The organism is Janthinobacterium sp. GW822-FHT07H10, from assembly GCF_058798675.1.
The window spans coordinates 272,174-287,608 of the sequence record NZ_JBXAKS010000003.1; the positions used below are offsets into that span (position 1 = coordinate 272,174).

Below are 15,435 nucleotides of genomic sequence, written 5' to 3' on the forward strand. Positions count from 1 at the left end.
GTTTTGCGAAGTATCCGTTGCAAAGCAGAAACAAAAGGGAAAGTTAAGCATGCTTTCCCCCTGCCTGACGAACATCTTGCTGGCATAAACCAACAAGTGGCCACATCTGATCGGCTAGTCAACAAATCGGGATGGCAATATAAAGCAAAGCGTGCCAAAATCAGCGACGAAAACGGCCCATGTCGTTCGCCTGTCATGAAATGCTGGCAAACTGCCGCTGGCCGCATGCCAGGCATGCAACCGATCCACCCAACACGCAGGTCGACGCGGCGAGCGAGACCGGCATATAGCGGCAAAAAGTTATCAACATGGCATTATCGCCGGCCGGTAGTCCTGGCCACCGCCGGCAAGCCAAGGTCGCAAGCAGTACAGCTGGACAGCAATGCCAAGCGGAACCTGTACAGTTGCTCGGCATCGCCGATCAACTGATCAATTTGAAAACTCTGTCGTATCGAAGGTAAGCGAAGTTATGACCAAAACTAATAAATCGACCCCGGCCGCCAACCAAGACATCCCTCTCATCAGCGAAGACCAAATTCGCGCCATGAGCGAAGATGACTACATGAATCCGGCACAACTGGCATTCTTCAAGGCACGTCTGCAACAGCTCGAGAAAGACTTGCTGAAAAACGCAGGCGAAACCACGGAACACTTGCGTGAAACCGTGCTGGTACCGGATCCTGCCGACCGCGCCACCATCGAGGAAGAGCATGCGCTGGAACTGCGCACGCGCGACCGCGAGCGCAAATTGCTGAAGAAAGTACAACAATCGATCGCCAGCATCGACGCCGGCGACTATGGCTGGTGCGAAGAAACGGGCGAGCCTATCGGCATCCCGCGCCTGATCGCCCGTCCGACCGCCACCCTGTCGCTGGAAGCCCAGCAACGGCGCGAACTGAAGCAAAAACTCTACGGCGACTGATCGCCCCGTCCCTTGCGCGGCCGCCCCGGCGGCCTGGCGATGGCGAATAAAAAAGCACACAACCCCGGTTGCGTGCTTTTTTTTCGTCCCGCGCCGACTACACTGAAGCAGGCGCGACAGTGGCACATGCCGCTTGCAATTGCCTTTTCCATCCCCACTTTTGGGCCATGGGCGCGCACACGCATGACGCTGCACGCATAGGCACGAATCTTTTGAGGTCACTATGGAACAATTTCACGGCACCACCATCCTCTGCGTCCGGCGCGGCAAGCAAGTCGCGCTGGGCGGCGATGGGCAAGTTACGCTAGGCAACATCGTCATGAAGGGCACGGCGCGCAAGGTACGCAAGTTGTACCAGGGCAAGGTCCTCGTGGGCTTTGCCGGCGGCACGGCCGACGCCTTCACCCTGCTCGACCGTTTTGAAGGCAAGCTGGAAAAACACCAGGGCAACCTGCTGCGCGCCTCCGTTGAACTGGCCAAGGACTGGCGCACCGACCGCGTGCTGCGCCGCCTCGAAGCGATGCTGCTGGTGGCCGACAGCGAGTCGACCCTGGTCATCACGGGCAACGGCGACGTGCTGGAGCCGGAAGACGGCATCGGCGCCATCGGCTCGGGCGGCACCTACGCCCAGTCGGCCGCCAAGGCGCTGCAGGAAAACACGGACTTGTCGCCGGCCGAAGTGGTCAAGAAATCGCTGACCATCGCCGCGGAACTCTGCATCTACACGAATATGTCCCACATCATCGAGACCCTGGACTAAGAGTCCTTCGAGAAAACGCCCATGGCTGCGTTGCATGGCCTGGGCGTACAAAAAGGTACTGCCTGCGGCCACGCGCCTTGCCCTGAACGTTTTTCGGGCACTCTACGCAAAAGAAAGATAGAAAGCCAACTATGATCATGAACATGACCCCGTCGGAAATCGTCACCGAACTCGACAAGCACGTGGTGGGCCAGGCCAAGGCCAAGCGCGCCGTCGCCATCGCCCTGCGCAACCGCTGGCGCCGCCAGCAGGTGGCCGAACCCCTGCGCCATGAAATCACGCCCAAGAACATCCTGATGATCGGCCCCACGGGCGTCGGCAAGACGGAAATCGCGCGCCGCCTGGCCAAGCTGGCCGAGGCGCCGTTCATCAAGATCGAAGCGACCAAGTTCACGGAAGTGGGCTATGTGGGCCGCGACGTCGACACCATCATCCGCGACCTGATCGACATCGGCATCAAGCAGACGCGCGCGCTGGAGATGAAAAAAGTACGCGCGCGCGCCGAAGACGCGGCCGAAGACCGCATCATCGACATCCTCGTGCCGCCGGCGCGCGACTTCGGCTTCACGCCGAATACGGCGGCGGCCGTGGACACGGGCAGCGGCGACAGCACGCGCCAGACCTTCCGCAAGCGCCTGCGCCAGGGCGAACTCGATGACAAGGAAATCGAGATCGAGCTGGCCGAGGCGGGCCCGCAGATGGAAATCATGGCGCCGCCGGGCATGGAAGAAATGACGGAACAGATCAAGTCCATGTTCTCGGGCGTGGGCGGGCAGCGCAAGAAGGCGCGCAAGGTCAAGATCAAGGAAGCGCTGAAACTGCTGGTCGAGGAAGAAGCGGCCAAGCTGGTGAACGAGGACGAGCTGAAACAGAAGGCCATCCAGAACGTCGAGCAGAACGGCATCGTCTTCTTAGATGAAATCGACAAGATCGCCTCGCGTTCCGAAGCGGGCGGCGCCGACGTCTCGCGCGCCGGCGTGCAGCGCGACCTGCTGCCGCTGGTCGAAGGCACGACCGTCAACACCAAGTACGGCATGATACGCACGGACCATATCCTGTTCATCGCCTCGGGCGCCTTCCACCTGTCGAAACCGTCGGACCTGATCCCCGAGCTGCAGGGACGCTTCCCCATCCGCGTGGAGCTGGAATCGCTGTCGATTTCGGACTTCGAGCGCATCCTGACGAGCACCGACGCCTGCCTGACGATGCAGTACGAAGCGCTGCTGGCGACGGAAAACCTGAAGCTGCAATTCGCGCCGGAAGGCATCACGCGCCTGGCGGAAATCGCCTACTCGGTTAACGAGCGCACGGAAAACATCGGCGCGCGCCGGCTGCACACGGTGATGGAAAAACTGCTGGAAGAAGTGTCGTTTACGGCCAGCGAAGGCAGCAGCAGCACGGAAAACCTGCTGGTGATCGATGCCGCCTACGTCAACGAACGCCTGGAAGCGCTGTCGGTCAACGAAGACCTGTCGCGCTACGTGCTGTAAACAGGGAGGGGACCGATGGCAAACAAGGCATTGGCGACGCGGCAGAAAATGCAGTTCCGCGTCGAACCCTCGCAAAAACCGCGCAACCCGGTGGCCGCCGCGGCCCTGCAGCGCGCCGCCGGCGCGCACGTGAAGACCGTCTCCGGCCAGCGCCAGCAGGAAAAACGCCTGCTGGCGAAACTGCTGCAGAAAGCAGACGTCACAGACTGATCTTGAAATGTCCAAGGCAAGGCGCCTGGACGCAGCAGCATGAATCAAGGCCTTGGGGCGTGCTCATCGCAGGCCGCCTGCGGACACCCCCGATGGGGGCGTCCGCGATCAGGCCATCGTCTGCCCGGCGTCCGCCTTAGAAGCGGTAGGACGCGCCCAGCGAAAACATGTCGACCTTGGTCGTTTGCTTGCTGCTGTACTTCACTGGCACGCGATCCCAGTCCAGGTGCAGCGACCAGTTCTTGTTCAGCGCGTAAGCCGTGCCAATGCCGTAGGTCAGGCCTATCTTGTCCTTCTTGTCCGAACCGCCGTCCAGATAATCGACCTTGCCCTGCGTGTAGGCCGCGCCGGCGCGTCCGCTCAAGGTGAATGCATCGAACTTGTAGGCCAGCACGCCCTGCATGCCGAGGCCCGTGAACTTGCCGCGCCCAGCGCGCTTGCCGGCGCCCGTGTCGAAGCCGGACTTGACCTCTCCCCCCAGATACCCCACCAGCTCAATCGCAGGCACGGCCACGCCGCCCTGAAACGGCAGCGCGTCGAAAGTGTAGCCCACGTAGGCCTTGCCGCTGCGCTTGCTGCTTTTGTCGCAGTCGCGCTGGGCGGGCACGCAATCGAGGTCGGTGTTGGCGCGAAAGCCGTAGCTGGCGCCCATGTAGACGGGGCCCGGCGCCGGCTCGGCGGCAAAGGCGGACAGGGGAGCGATGGCGGCAAGCGCCAGCATCGCTACTGGGAAACGTAATTGGATGGACATGAATAACCTCTACAAGTGGATGAGTGCCTGGTTGTAGCGCGCTGTGCGGGCTACAAGCGGGAGTGTCATCTCTTTTGCCTGGAAGTACTATCTCCTTGTGCAAAGTGCCATTAAGGGCTACATTCGGTACCGGCATCCGCTACCAAACTTGTAGAAAGGAATTATCGTGAGTTCGCCTGAACTGGTCCTGCGCGTCCTGCGCACCCAATTGCGCGCCGCCGGCATCACCTACAAGGTGCTGGCCGAGCGCATCGCCATGAGCGAATCGAGCGTCAAGCGCATGTTTGGCCAGCACGACATGTCGCTCTCGCGCCTGGCCTTGATCTGCAAGGCCTCCGGCATCGCCATGGAAGACGTGCTGCGCGGCGCGGCCGACATCACGCCGCATGCCGACACGCTCACCCTGGTGCAGGAAAAGTCGCTGGTGGCGCATCCGCGCCTGCTGCTGGTGGCGATCTGCTGCCTCGGCCACTGGAGCGTGGAGCAGGTAGTGGAAACGTATGCGCTGACGCAGGCCGAATGCATCGTCTGCCTGGCCGAGCTGGACCGGCTGGGCTTGATCGAGCTCAAGCCGCTGAACCGCTACAGCCTGCGCGTCTCGAACGCCTTCCACTGGCTGGCCGACGGTCCCGTGCAGCAGTACTTCCGCGAGCACGTGGTGGCCGACTATTTCAGCGGGCATTTTGACGGCGCCGGCGAGACGCTGATGTGCATCCCGGCCCGCCTGTGCCTGCCCAGCGCACAGGAAATGGTGCAAAAGATCCGCCAGCTGGCCGAGGAACTGGCGCGCCTGCACCAGAGCGACCGGCGCCTGGCGCCGGCCGAACGCGATGGCTTTACCCTGCTGCTGGGATTTCGCTCATGGGAATTCGCCGCCTTCACGGCCCTGCGCCGCAGCGCGCCCGCCGCGCCGCCGGCGCCGGGCGCCAGCTACCAGACAGGGCCCAGGAACAGGTAGAACGTGCTCTCGCCGCCCTTCGATGCGCCCGAGGCCATGTAGACGGGGCCGAAGCGCGTGTCGACCGAGATGAAGGCGCTGCTCGCCTGCGTGAATTTGCTGGCCTTCCAGCGTTCGCTCTGATCGAAGCCGCCGCCCATTTCCAGCGAAAAGCCGGCCCGCACGGCGCCGCCCAGGGTACTCGGCAGGGAACCGATGCGGCGCGCCATCACCAGGCGCGCCAGGGCGATGCTGCGCCCGCTCACCGATTGAAATTCCGTGCCGGACAGGCGCAGGAAACCGCCGAGGTTGAGCGGCGCCTCGCCACGCTGCGAACGCGCCCATTCGCCATACACATGGCCAGCCCAGTTGCCGCGGCTAAACGCCTTCAACCCTGTGATGGAGGATTGGCCCACGGCCGTTTCGCCCGATCCCGTGGTCGTATCGCGCGTCCAGGTGGCGTCGAACAGCACGCCGCGCGTGGGGAAGCCGGGCGAATCGAGCGTATCGACGCGGAACTGCACGAACTGCGTGGTGCCCAGCGCGCGCAACTCCGGCATCTCGGGGTCGGCCGGAATCGCCAGCTTGCCCTTGACTTCCCTGCGCGTGACGCCAAACTGCAAATCGCCCCAGGTACCAAACTGGCGTCCCAGCACCAGCGCCGCCGTCTGGCCGTTATAGGCCAGGCGCGCGCTGCGCCGGCCCTGGTCGAACAAATCCATCGCCGACGAGGTGTATTGCAGCTGCGGCGCGATATACCACGGGTTGCCGGCGCCCAGCGGCTGCCAGAACTGCACGCCATAACCGCGCGCATTGCCGATCTGCGCCGTGCTGCGCAACTCGCCACCCCAGCTGTTCAGGTTCGAACGCACATGCAGCAGCTTCAGGGCAAAGTTGTTGCTGTCCTTGAAATCGCTGGCCAGCTCCAGGCCCACGCGCAGGCGATTGCTGGCCCACGGCGCCTCGACGGCCTTGATGGTCACCGTGCGCTGCTCGCCCGCGTCCACCACCGCGCTCTCCACGCGCGCCACGTCGCCGCGCCCATACAGCTTGCCGGCCGCCTTGAGCACGTCTTCCTGGGTGACTGACTGGCCTTCCACCAGCCCGGACTGGGCTTGCAGGATGCGCGGATTGATATCGCCTTCGCTTTCCACGGCCAGACGCGTGAGCGGCAGGGCCACGTCCAGCAGGGCCGGCGCGGCCAGGCGCAGCTGCTCGCGCGCCGCATACTGCTCCGGCGGCAGGGCCAGCGGCGCCAGGCGCGTGGCCAGCGCCTGCGCCGCCTGTTCGCCGGCGCGCATGGCGCGCGCATAGTTTTCGAAGTCGAGGAAACTGACGCCCGTCAGGTCCGGCGCCACGAGGATGTCCTGTGGCCGCATTTCCTTGAGCGAGCGCTGCACGTTCTGCTCCGTGAGGATCTGCAGCATCTGCTGCGCCACGCCGATGGCGCTGCCCAGCTCCTTTTCCGGCGCCAGCGGCGTGCCCACGTTGACGGCGATGACGATGTCGGCGCCCATGGCGCGCGCCATGTCGACGGGCAGGTTGCGTACCAGCCCGCCATCGACGACCAGGCGGTTATTCACGCGCACGGGCGAAAACACGCCCGGCACGGCCAGCGAGGCGCGCATCGACAGGAACAGCGGCGTGTCGACCAGCTCCACCAGCTCGCCACTGACGAGGTCCGACGCCACCGAACGGAAAGGCAGCGGCAGCTGGCTGGCGGGACGGTCGCGCATGCCGGCGGGCAGCAGCCGGTTCAAGGCCATCTCCAGCGCCGCATTGCTGGCCGCCGCCGGCGGCGTGGAAATACCGTTGCGGCTGATGCCGAACTCGATGCGCGACGGCAGCAATAAATCCTCTTCGCGGCGGCGGAACACCAGTTCGTCGCGCGGCGGACGGTCGGCCACCACGCGCGCCCAATTCGTTTCGCGCGCCATCTTTTCCAGGTCCGCCACGGAAGCGCCGGCCGCATACGCGCCACCGACCACGCCGCCCATGCTGGTGCCGACCACCATGTCGACCGGCACGTGCAGCTCCTGCAGCACTTTCAGCACGCCGATATGCGCGAGGCCGCGCGCGCCGCCGCCCGACAGCACCAGCGCGATGCGCGGACGCGCCGGCAAGGGCGTGGCGGATGATGGCTGCGCGGCGGCAGGGGAAGACGTGGCGGCGGGAGTGTCAGCGGCGGCGCCGGCTTGCGGCAGCGCGCACAGCGCCGCCATGCAGCCTGCTGCCAGGACGGCACGGATCGAAAACATGAAGACTCCTGTAGCGATGGCGGCACGGCGCCATCGGCAAAAATGCGGTTGAAGCGAAGGTGCTGATTAATGCATCAATTTGACGGCGGCTGCACGCTCGTCACCTGGGCCGGCGCCGGCATCATCGTCGGACGCTGCTGCGTCTCCATCGGCATCGGTGGCGGCACCAGGTTCGTCGTCGCGGCCGGCGCCGGGGCGGGAGTCGGCGTCGGCGTGGCCGGCAGCACTGCCGGCATGGCCAGCGCCTTGTCGTCCGCCACCAGGTCGATGCGCTTGCTCACGCCGCCATCCTGCAGCAGCACGTGGCGCGCATGCACTTCCAGCACCGTCACGCCGGGCACCACCTCGGCACCCTCGGGCAAGGCCACGGAAGGCTTGCCGTCGGTCGAGATGATGGCCACGCTGCCACGGCCGTTGCCCGCCGCCACCACGCCCTTGAGCTGGTAGTTGCTGGCCGTGGCCACGCTGACCTGGCCGCCGAACAGCGAGGCGCCCGCCTCCACGCTGGCGTCCTGCACCACCGGCACGGCGGGCGGGTTGATCGGGCGTTGCGGCGCCTTGAACAGCTGCATGGCCCAATAGGCCAGCGACACGGACAGCGCCACGACGGCGACCAGGCTTACAAGTTGGGGCAAACGCTTCATGGTTTCCTTGATATTTCTCTTAACGCACCAGCTGATTAATTTCGATAATCGGCATCAGCACTGCCAGCACGATCAGCAGCACCACCACGCCCATCGCCAGGATCAGGGCCGGCTCCAGCAGGCCGGCAATGGTCAGCGTGCGGCGCTCCAGGTCCTGCTCCTGCGCGCTGGCGGCGCGTTCGAGCATGGCCGGCAGCTCGCCCGTGATTTCACCGGCGCGTATCATGTGGATCAGCATCGGCGGGAAATGCTTTTGCGCCGACAGCGCGCGCGCCAGGCTCACGCCCTCGCGCACGGCGCCGCTGGCTTCCTGCACCAGCTCCTGCATCGCCACGTTGGTCAAGGTGTCGCGGCTGGTGTCGAGCGCGCGCAAAATCGGCACGCCGGAACCGGTGGTGATGGCCAGCGTGCTGGCGAAACGGGCCGTGTTCAGGCTGCGCTCGAACTTGCCGTACAGGGGCGCCGTCAGCAGCCACGTATGCCAGCGCCGTTTCAGGGCCGGCTGCTGCAGCGCGCGGCGCCAGGCCACCCAGGCGCCGACGAGGGCAATCGCCACGACGATGCCGTAATGGCGCACGAAGTCCGACAGCGCCAGCATGATCACGGTCAGCATGGGCAGCTTCTGCTTGGTGTTGGCGAACACGGAAACGATCTGCGGCACCACGTAGGTGAGCAGGAAGATGACGATGGAAAACGCCACCACCGTGACGATGGCCGGATAGGTAAACGCCAGCTTGACCTTCTGCACCAGCGCGTTGCGCCGTTCGATATAGTCGGCCAGGCGCGACAGCACGCGCGACAGATGGCCGATCTGCTCGCCCGACGCCACCAGCGCGCGGTAGATTTCGGCGAAGTCGCGCGGATGGCGCGCCAGCACGTCGGAAAACGCGGCGCCGCCGATCACTTCCGAGCGGATCGAAGCGATCAGGTCGCGCAGGTAGGGCCGCTCGGCCTGTTCCAGCAGCGCGGAAAACGCCTGCTCCAGCGGCAGGCCCGCTTCCAGCAGGCTGGCCAGCTGGCGCGTAAACAGGGCCAGTTCGGTGCTCGACAGGCGCTCGCCGAAGCCGCGCCGCCTGGTCACGCCGGCGGCGTCCACCTGCGCGGCGATCTGCTCGACGGCCAGCGGCACCAGGCCTTGCACGCGCAGTTCGGCGCGCGCGGAACGGGGGCTGTCGGCGTTGAGCACTCCCTTGCGGGTGGCGCCCTGGGCGTCGACGGCTTCATAACGGAATGCGGGCATGGTGGCGGGCCTAGTCTTTGGTCACGCGCAGCAATTCCGCCTGCGTGGTGGTGCCGTCGCGCAGCCAGCGTTCGCCGTCGTCGCGCATGCTCAGCATGCCGTCCTGCAGGGCGACCGTGCGCACCTCCGCCTCCGAGGCGCGGTTGTGGATCTGCGCGCGGATCTGTTCCGTCGTGCGCAGCAGTTCATATACGCCGACGCGGCCCTGGTAGCCGGTCTGGCCGCAATGCTCGCAGCCGACGGCCTGCCAGTATTCGCCATCGAAGGTCTTGCAGGAACCGCACAGCTTGCGCACCAGCCGCTGCGCCAGCACGCCCAGCAGGGAGGACGACAGCAGGAACGGCTCGATGCCCATGTCGAGCAGGCGCGTGACGGCCGCCGACGCATCGTTGGTGTGCAGGGTCGCCAGCACCAGGTGGCCCGTCAGCGACGCCTGCACGGCGATCTGCGCCGTTTCCAGGTCGCGGATCTCGCCGATCATGATCACATCGGGATCTTGCCGCAGAATCGCCCGCAGCGCCTTGGCAAATGTCATGTCAATGCGCGGATTGACCTGCGTCTGGCCCACGCCCGCCAGGTCGTACTCGATCGGGTCTTCCACCGTGAGGATGTTCGTGGTGGTGGCGTTGAGCATCGACAGCGCCGCATACAGGGTCGTGGTCTTGCCCGAACCGGTGGGGCCCGTGACGAGCACGATGCCGTGCGGCTGCGTGATCAGGCCATCGAACTGCGCCAGCATGGGCGCGCTCATGCCCAGGTGCTGCAGGTCGAGGCGGCCCGCTTCCTTGTCCAGCAAGCGCAGCACGGCCCGTTCGCCATGCCCGGTGGGCAGGGTCGAGACGCGCACGTCGACGGGCTTGCCGCCCACGCGCAGGGTGATGCGGCCGTCCTGCGGCAGGCGTTTCTCGGCGATGTCGAGCTGCGCCATGATCTTGATGCGCGAAATGAGCGAACCGTGGATGGCCTTGCGGGGGCGCACCACGTCGCGCAGGCTGCCGTCGATGCGGAAGCGCACGACGGACGTCTGCTCGAACGGCTCGATGTGGATATCGGAGGCGCCTTCGCGCAGCGCCTGCGTCAGCAAGGCGTTGATCATGCGGATCACGGGCGCGTCGTCGGACGACTCGAGCAAGTCCTCGATGGCCGGCACGTCCTGCAGCAGCTTGGTCAGATCGAGGTCGGCGTCGAATTCATCGGCCATCTGCGAAGCGTCGCCGCCGCCGCCCGCATAGGCGCCGGCGATGGCCGCATCGAGGTCGGCGCGCGGCAGCACCGTCAGCTGGATCTGGCCGAAGCGGCGCGACACTTCGGCGATGGCCGCCGGCGCCGTCGATGCGGCCACCAGCACGTCGACCGGCGCGCCATCGACGGCGCCGGGCCGGGCCAGCAAGCCGAAATCGCGCGCGTAGGCGTAGGGAAGCAGGTTACTCATGGCTGTCCCGTCATTTCTGCTGCTGCGGCAGTTGCTGCTGCTGGTATTGCTGCAGCAGCGGCTGCGGCGGCGTGGCCGCGTTGGCCGGCGCGCCTGGCGGCGGCGTCGGCGCCGGCGGCACGGGACGCGTCACCATGTTGCCGCCCACCGGCTGGCCATCCTGCAGCGCCGGCAGCACGGGCGTGCCCAGGTCTTTCAGCATCAGGTTGCCCGAAGCCGGCACGGCGGCCGTCTCGGCCGAGCGCATGTAGTCGTAGCGGTCGGCCGCCAGGCTGCCGCTCTGCTCCTTGTTGCGCACGATGACGGGGCGCAGGAAGATCATCAGGTTGGTTTTCTTGCGCTCGCGCGTCTGGTACTTGAACAGGTTGCCCAGCAGGGGAATGTCGCCCAGGCCGCGCACCTTCTCCGCGTTGTCGCCCGTGCTGTCCTCGATCAGGCCGCCGAGCACGATGATCTGGCCATCGTCGGCCAGCACATTGTTTTCGATCACGCGGTTGTTGATGGTGATGCCGCTGACGGCCGACGCCGTGGATTTGTCCACGCTCGACGTCTCGTGATAGATGCCCAGCTTGATGGTGCCGCCTTCGGAAATCTGCGGACGCACCTTCAGCGTCAGGCCCACTTCCTTGCGGTCGATGGTCTGGAACGGATTCGTGTTGGTGCCGGCCGTGCTCGTGTACTGGCCCGTCAGGATAGGCACGTTCTGCCCCACCTTGATGGTGGCCAGCTCGTTGTCCAGGGTGATCAGGTTCGGCGTCGACAGGATGTTGGCGTTGCCGTCCGATTCCAGCGCATGCGCCACGGCGCCCAGGCCCAGCGCGCCGTTGATCTGCTTGAAGATGCCCAGGGTCAGGCCGCCCGTCGGCAGCACCTTGCCGCCGCCCAGCGCCAGCTTGGCGATATTGTTGTCGGTGCCGCCGGCGAACGACTGCAGCGCGCCCACGCGGTAGCTGCTGTTGCTGTCGCCGGAAAGCCCCAGCCACTGCACGCCGAACTCGGACGCCTTGGCCGACGTCACTTCGACGATCAGCGCCTCGATGTAGACCTGGGCGCGGCGCACGTCGAGCTGGTCGATCACGGCGCGCAGGTTGCGGTACACGGCTTCGTTGCAGGTCAAAATCAGGGTATTCGTCGAGGCATCGGCCTGGATGAAGCCGGCCGCGCCGCCCGAGGACAGCTGCTGCGGTCCGTTGCTCAGCGACGCGCCGCCCGAGGTGCCGCTCTGCGAGCCGCCGCCCAGGCCCGTGCTGTTCATGCCGCCGCCCTGGTTATTCTGGTTGTTCGTGTTCAGGCTGTTGCTGGTCGGCTGCTGCGCCGTGGCGGCCGTGCCGTCCGACGTCACCACCGAACGCAGGGTTTGCGCCAGCTTGGTGGCGTCGGCGTTCTTCAGGTACACCACATGCACATTGCCCAGCTGCGTGGTGGGCTGGTCCAGCTTCGAGATCAGCGACTTGGCCAGATTGGCGCGCGCCGCCGATGGCGCGCGCAGCACCAGCGAATTGGTGCGCGGGTCGGCCAGCACGGAAACCTTGCCGCTATCGGCCGTCGCGCCGGCGCCGCCGCTGCCGCCTTCCATCAGCTTGTTTACCATCGAGGCCAGGTCGGAAGCGATCGCATAGCGCACGGGGATCACGTCCAGGTCCGTCGAGGCGGGCACGTCGAGCGCGGCGATGATCTTCGCCAGGCGCTTGAGGTTATCCGCGTAATCGGTGATCACCAGCGAGTTGTTGCCCGGGTTGGCATTGATCGTGTTGTTCGGCGAGATCAGCGGACGCAGCACGGCCAGCAGGTTGGCCGACGACTCGTAGTTCAGGTAAAACACCTGGGTGGCGATCTGGTCGCCCTTCACCTGGCTGCTGCCGTTGCCCACCTGGGTCGGCACGGATTGCAGCTTGGCGTCCGCTTCCGGCACCACCTTGGCGTAGCCGTCGCCCGAGACCACCGCGTAGCCCTGCAGGCGCAGCGCCGAGGCCAGCAGCCCGAACGCCTGCGTCTTGCTGATCGACTTTTCCGACACCAGCGTGATCGTGCCCTTGACGCGCGGGTCGATGACGAAATTGATGTTGGTGTAATGGCCGACCGCCTTGATCACCGACTCGATGTCGGCGCCGACGAAATTGAGCGCCGCTTCGTCGCCGGGCGCGGCCCAGACGGGCGCCGGCATGCCGGCCACGGAACAGCACAGCAAGGCGGCGGCGGAGAGGCGGCGCAGCGAGAAGGTGGAGGTATTTGGGCTCACGGATGGTTTTTTCATTGTCTAAACTCTAAGGCGATGATGTTTTTTTCGCTATTGCTACGGCGCTGTCCCAGCAAATTCAACAAACTCGCCAAGGTCTCTTCATATCCTGCTGCGGCCTGGGCCTGGCCGGAAAACTGCATGCGCCCCTGATTCAGGCTGCCGCTGCCATCGAGCAGCAGCGGTCCCTTGATGGAGCGCAAGGTCAATGCCGCCTGCTGCCCCTGCCAATCGAAATCGAGTTCATAACTGCCCAGCGGACGCAGGGACGACAGGCGCGACGCCATGTCCGTCATTTGCAGGGTGGTGCGGCCGACGGCGGAAAACTGCCGCTGCTCCAGCGCCAGCTGCAAGGTGCTCCACGACAGGCGCATGCTGCCCGTCGGCGCCACCGTGTTCAGCGGCGCGCCGAGGCCGCCCAGGCCATCGGCCGGCAGCAGCAACGCCGCCGGGCTGACTTGCCAGTGCGACCACGACCCGCGCAGGTTGACGGCCTGCGACAGCGCCTCTGCATTCTGCAGCTCCACGTCGACCGCACCCCACAGCACGGACGGCGAAATGCGCCAGCTGAAGCGTCCCGGCAGCAGCGGCGTCACGGCGCCATTCGCGCTGGCCGCCCCGCCGATAAAGGCCGAGCCGCGCCACAGGGTACCTTGCGCGTCGCCCAAGGTCAAACGTCCGCCCGTCTGCCTTTCCACGATGCCGGCTACCCAGCCGGCCGGGAAAAACACCAGCAGGGTGATGCAGACGCTGGCGATGATGGCCAGCAGCCATCCGAGCACGCGCATCATCGTGCCGCGCCCGGGCTCTGGTGCAGGCTCAGGCTGGCGTCCACCAGGCCGGCCTTGGTCTGCGCCGTGATCTTCGCTTCCTGCACGGCGATGCGGCCTTCGCGGCGCAAGCCATCGAGCCACAGCATGACGCTGGCAAACGGCACGCCCGTCAGCTGCACGCGCGCATATTCGCCCGTCAGCGACAGCGATTGCGGCGTCAGGCCGCGCGCCTTCAGCGATGCCTCGAGGCCGGCGCGGCTCATGGGCGCCACCTGCACCGGCGTCTGGCGCGACAATTCACCGGCTTCGCGCGCCAGCGCCTGCAGCTGGGCCGCGCTCTGGCGCAGCTCGGGCAAGCTCTTTTGCAATTCGATGCGTCCCGTCCAGGCCGGCTCGAAAAACACGGCGTAGACGAGGGCCAGGCCCGCCACCACGCCACCGATGGCCAGCAGCTTGCGCTCCTGCTGCGTGCGTTCGGCCCAGAAGGCCTGCGCGGCTTGCTGGCGGCCGGCCAGCGCGGCGCGGCCCCTGTTCAATGCTGCACTCATGCTTTTGCTCCCGTGGCCGGCGTGATCTTCCACACGCCCGGCTCCGTTTCATTCAGGGCCAGCTTGCGCGCGGCCAGGCCATCGCGCACCTGCGCCTGGGCGCTGGCGTCGACCATGTCCGGCTTCAGGCGCACGATCAGGCTGCGCTCGCGGTATTCGAGCGAAGCCACCACGCCGCGTCCGGCCAGGCCGCCCAGCGCCTCGCCCAGGGCCGCGCTCATGCTGGTGAAGTCATCCATGCTGGCTTGCCCGCCCTGCAGGCGGGCGGCGGCGATATTGCGCCGCATCTGCTCCGCTTCCAGGCCATACACGGGCGCCTCGTTCGGGTAGGCCGCCTTGAAGGTTTGCTGCATCGAGGTGCGCACGGTGGCCACCTCGCGCTTCAGACGCATCCATTCGATATTCATGCCCACCAGGTTGACGACCACCGTCAGCAGCGCCAGGCGCAGCGGCCAGCGCCAGCGGCGCCAGTCGGCGGCCGCACCCGTCGCCGTGCCCAGCGCACCCGCCAGGTCCAGCGCTGCGGCGCGGGCGCCGGCGATCCAGTGCGCCCAATGGTCAAGCTCGACCGTCACGCCATCCATGCCTGCGGCCAATTGTTGATATTGCGCAAGCTCCGCCTGCGCCACGTACACGGTCAGCGGCACGTCGCCGGCAAATGCGCGCGTCGTCAGCAGCGCCTGCTGCGGCTGGGGCGGCAGCACCAGGCCCAGTCCCTCCTGCGGCGCCTGGCGCAAGGCCAGTTCCAGGCCATCGCCGCTCGCCTGCAGGGCGGCCGTCACGCTGCCCGGCTGCAACGGCAGGCACAGCTGCGACGGCAGCAGCGCCACCTTGCGCGCGCCCTGCGCCAGCAAGGCTTTTACCAGCACCTCGACCCAGGCACGCTGCGCCACGGCCACCGTGCGCATGCCGGCCGCATCGGGCGCGCCGGCGGCCAGCAGGCAATCCTGGGCGTCGCCGAGGATGTGCTCTTCCACCAGGCCCGGCAAGGCCGCGCGCAGGCGGGCGCCGGCCAGGGGCGGAGTCTTCAGGCGCAGCAGGGTCACGTCGGCCGCCGCCAGCAGCAGCACCACGCGCTGCGCGCCGGCGATCAGCTGGCCCAGGCCGCCCAGCGGCGCACTGCCCTGCTGCAGCAAGGCGCCGCCGTCGCCGGCCAGCACGAAGGAGCAGGCCGGTGCGCTGTCGGTGGACGCCTTGGCCGGGTGCCGGATATACAAAGTTGTCAAGGTGACTC

14 protein-coding genes are annotated in these 15,435 nt (G+C 66.3%); 5 read left to right on the top strand and 9 right to left on the bottom strand.

Annotated elements, in window-relative coordinates:
• Nucleotides 1-469 precede the first annotated feature (469 nt).
• The 4 genes from dksA to AC1RDJ_RS08960 all read left to right on the top strand — a co-directional run bounded on the left by dksA (nt 470) and on the right by AC1RDJ_RS08960 (nt 3,382).
• Nucleotides 470-922, top strand: a complete 453-nt coding sequence (gene dksA, locus AC1RDJ_RS08945) for an RNA polymerase-binding protein DksA (RefSeq protein WP_034753066.1) — start codon at nt 470-472, stop codon at nt 920-922.
• 223 nt (nt 923-1,145) lie between these two features.
• Entirely contained in the window at nt 1,146-1,682 is a 537-nt protein-coding gene (hslV, locus tag AC1RDJ_RS08950; protein ID WP_010394217.1) for an ATP-dependent protease subunit HslV, read from the top strand.
• A gap of 137 nt (nt 1,683-1,819) precedes the next feature.
• Nucleotides 1,820-3,172 (top strand): ATP-dependent protease ATPase subunit HslU, encoded by a 1,353-nt coding sequence (gene hslU / locus AC1RDJ_RS08955; RefSeq protein WP_071326752.1) that lies wholly within the window; start codon nt 1,820-1,822, stop codon nt 3,170-3,172.
• Between the two features lie 15 nt (nt 3,173-3,187).
• Complete coding sequence (locus tag AC1RDJ_RS08960) at nt 3,188-3,382, top strand: hypothetical protein (protein ID WP_071325730.1); 195 nt, start codon at nt 3,188-3,190, stop codon at nt 3,380-3,382.
• Between the two features lie 136 nt (nt 3,383-3,518).
• Here AC1RDJ_RS08960 and AC1RDJ_RS08965 read toward each other — a convergent pair whose 3' ends face one another.
• Nucleotides 3,519-4,133, bottom strand: coding sequence for a porin family protein (locus AC1RDJ_RS08965; RefSeq protein WP_083412039.1), 615 nt, complete (start codon nt 4,131-4,133; stop codon nt 3,519-3,521).
• Nucleotides 4,134-4,299: 166 nt separating this feature from the next.
• Here AC1RDJ_RS08965 and AC1RDJ_RS08970 point away from each other — a divergent pair, with 166 nt between their 5' ends.
• Entirely contained in the window at nt 4,300-5,091 is a 792-nt protein-coding gene (locus AC1RDJ_RS08970; RefSeq protein ID WP_071325732.1) for a helix-turn-helix domain-containing protein, read from the top strand.
• On the opposite strand, the gene AC1RDJ_RS08975 is transcribed toward AC1RDJ_RS08970, so the two are convergent.
• From AC1RDJ_RS08975 to gspL, 8 genes are all read right to left on the bottom strand, one after another.
• On the bottom strand, nt 5,064-7,328 hold the full coding sequence (locus tag AC1RDJ_RS08975; protein WP_493027249.1) for a patatin-like phospholipase family protein: 2,265 nt from the start codon (nt 7,326-7,328) through the stop codon (nt 5,064-5,066). The genes AC1RDJ_RS08970 and AC1RDJ_RS08975 overlap by 28 nt on opposite strands.
• A 74-nt stretch (nt 7,329-7,402) precedes the next feature.
• Nucleotides 7,403-7,972, bottom strand: coding sequence for a type II secretion system protein N (locus AC1RDJ_RS08980; RefSeq protein WP_071325734.1), 570 nt, complete (start codon nt 7,970-7,972; stop codon nt 7,403-7,405).
• A 19-nt stretch (nt 7,973-7,991) separates the two neighbouring features.
• The gene (gspF, locus tag AC1RDJ_RS08985; RefSeq protein ID WP_071325735.1) at nt 7,992-9,212 is read right to left on the bottom strand and encodes a type II secretion system inner membrane protein GspF; all 1,221 of its coding nucleotides are present in this window, start codon (nt 9,210-9,212) and stop codon (nt 7,992-7,994) included.
• Nucleotides 9,213-9,222: 10 nt separating this feature from the next.
• A complete protein-coding gene (gene gspE, locus AC1RDJ_RS08990) occupies nt 9,223-10,644 on the bottom strand; it encodes a type II secretion system ATPase GspE (protein ID WP_071325736.1) in 1,422 nt (473 codons plus the stop codon).
• 10 nt (nt 10,645-10,654) lie between these two features.
• Nucleotides 10,655-12,898: a type II secretion system secretin GspD gene (gene gspD / locus AC1RDJ_RS08995; RefSeq protein WP_071325737.1), complete on the bottom strand. Its 2,244-nt coding sequence runs from the start codon at nt 12,896-12,898 to the stop codon at nt 10,655-10,657.
• Nucleotides 12,895-13,671: a type II secretion system protein N gene (locus tag AC1RDJ_RS09000; protein ID WP_071325738.1), complete on the bottom strand. Its 777-nt coding sequence runs from the start codon at nt 13,669-13,671 to the stop codon at nt 12,895-12,897. Before AC1RDJ_RS09000 ends, gspD begins: the two co-directional genes overlap by 4 nt.
• Nucleotides 13,668-14,201, bottom strand: coding sequence for a type II secretion system protein M (locus tag AC1RDJ_RS09005; RefSeq protein WP_493027250.1), 534 nt, complete (start codon nt 14,199-14,201; stop codon nt 13,668-13,670). The genes AC1RDJ_RS09000 and AC1RDJ_RS09005 overlap by 4 nt, the downstream gene beginning before the upstream one ends.
• Complete coding sequence (gene gspL / locus AC1RDJ_RS09010) at nt 14,198-15,427, bottom strand: type II secretion system protein GspL (RefSeq protein ID WP_071325740.1); 1,230 nt, start codon at nt 15,425-15,427, stop codon at nt 14,198-14,200. Before gspL ends, AC1RDJ_RS09005 begins: the two co-directional genes overlap by 4 nt.
• Between the last annotated feature and the right edge of the window lie 8 nt (nt 15,428-15,435).

Excerpts from the sequence above, each read along its gene's own strand:
- dksA (WP_034753066.1), top strand. The coding sequence starts at position 470 with ATGACCAAAACTAATAAATCGACCCCGGCCGCCAACCAAGACATCCCT.
- hslV (WP_010394217.1), top strand. The coding sequence starts at position 1,146 with ATGGAACAATTTCACGGCACCACCATCCTCTGCGTCCGGCGCGGCAAG.
- hslU (WP_071326752.1), top strand. The coding sequence starts at position 1,820 with ATGAACATGACCCCGTCGGAAATCGTCACCGAACTCGACAAGCACGTG.
- AC1RDJ_RS08960 (WP_071325730.1), top strand. The coding sequence starts at position 3,188 with ATGGCAAACAAGGCATTGGCGACGCGGCAGAAAATGCAGTTCCGCGTC.
- AC1RDJ_RS08965 (WP_083412039.1), bottom strand. The coding sequence starts at position 4,133 with ATGTCCATCCAATTACGTTTCCCAGTAGCGATGCTGGCGCTTGCCGCC.
- AC1RDJ_RS08975 (WP_493027249.1), bottom strand. The coding sequence starts at position 7,328 with ATGTTTTCGATCCGTGCCGTCCTGGCAGCAGGCTGCATGGCGGCGCTG.
- AC1RDJ_RS08980 (WP_071325734.1), bottom strand. The coding sequence starts at position 7,972 with ATGAAGCGTTTGCCCCAACTTGTAAGCCTGGTCGCCGTCGTGGCGCTG.
- gspF (WP_071325735.1), bottom strand. The coding sequence starts at position 9,212 with ATGCCCGCATTCCGTTATGAAGCCGTCGACGCCCAGGGCGCCACCCGC.
- gspE (WP_071325736.1), bottom strand. The coding sequence starts at position 10,644 with ATGAGTAACCTGCTTCCCTACGCCTACGCGCGCGATTTCGGCTTGCTG.
- gspD (WP_071325737.1), bottom strand. The coding sequence starts at position 12,898 with ATGAAAAAACCATCCGTGAGCCCAAATACCTCCACCTTCTCGCTGCGC.
- AC1RDJ_RS09000 (WP_071325738.1), bottom strand. The coding sequence starts at position 13,671 with ATGATGCGCGTGCTCGGATGGCTGCTGGCCATCATCGCCAGCGTCTGC.
- AC1RDJ_RS09005 (WP_493027250.1), bottom strand. The coding sequence starts at position 14,201 with ATGAGTGCAGCATTGAACAGGGGCCGCGCCGCGCTGGCCGGCCGCCAG.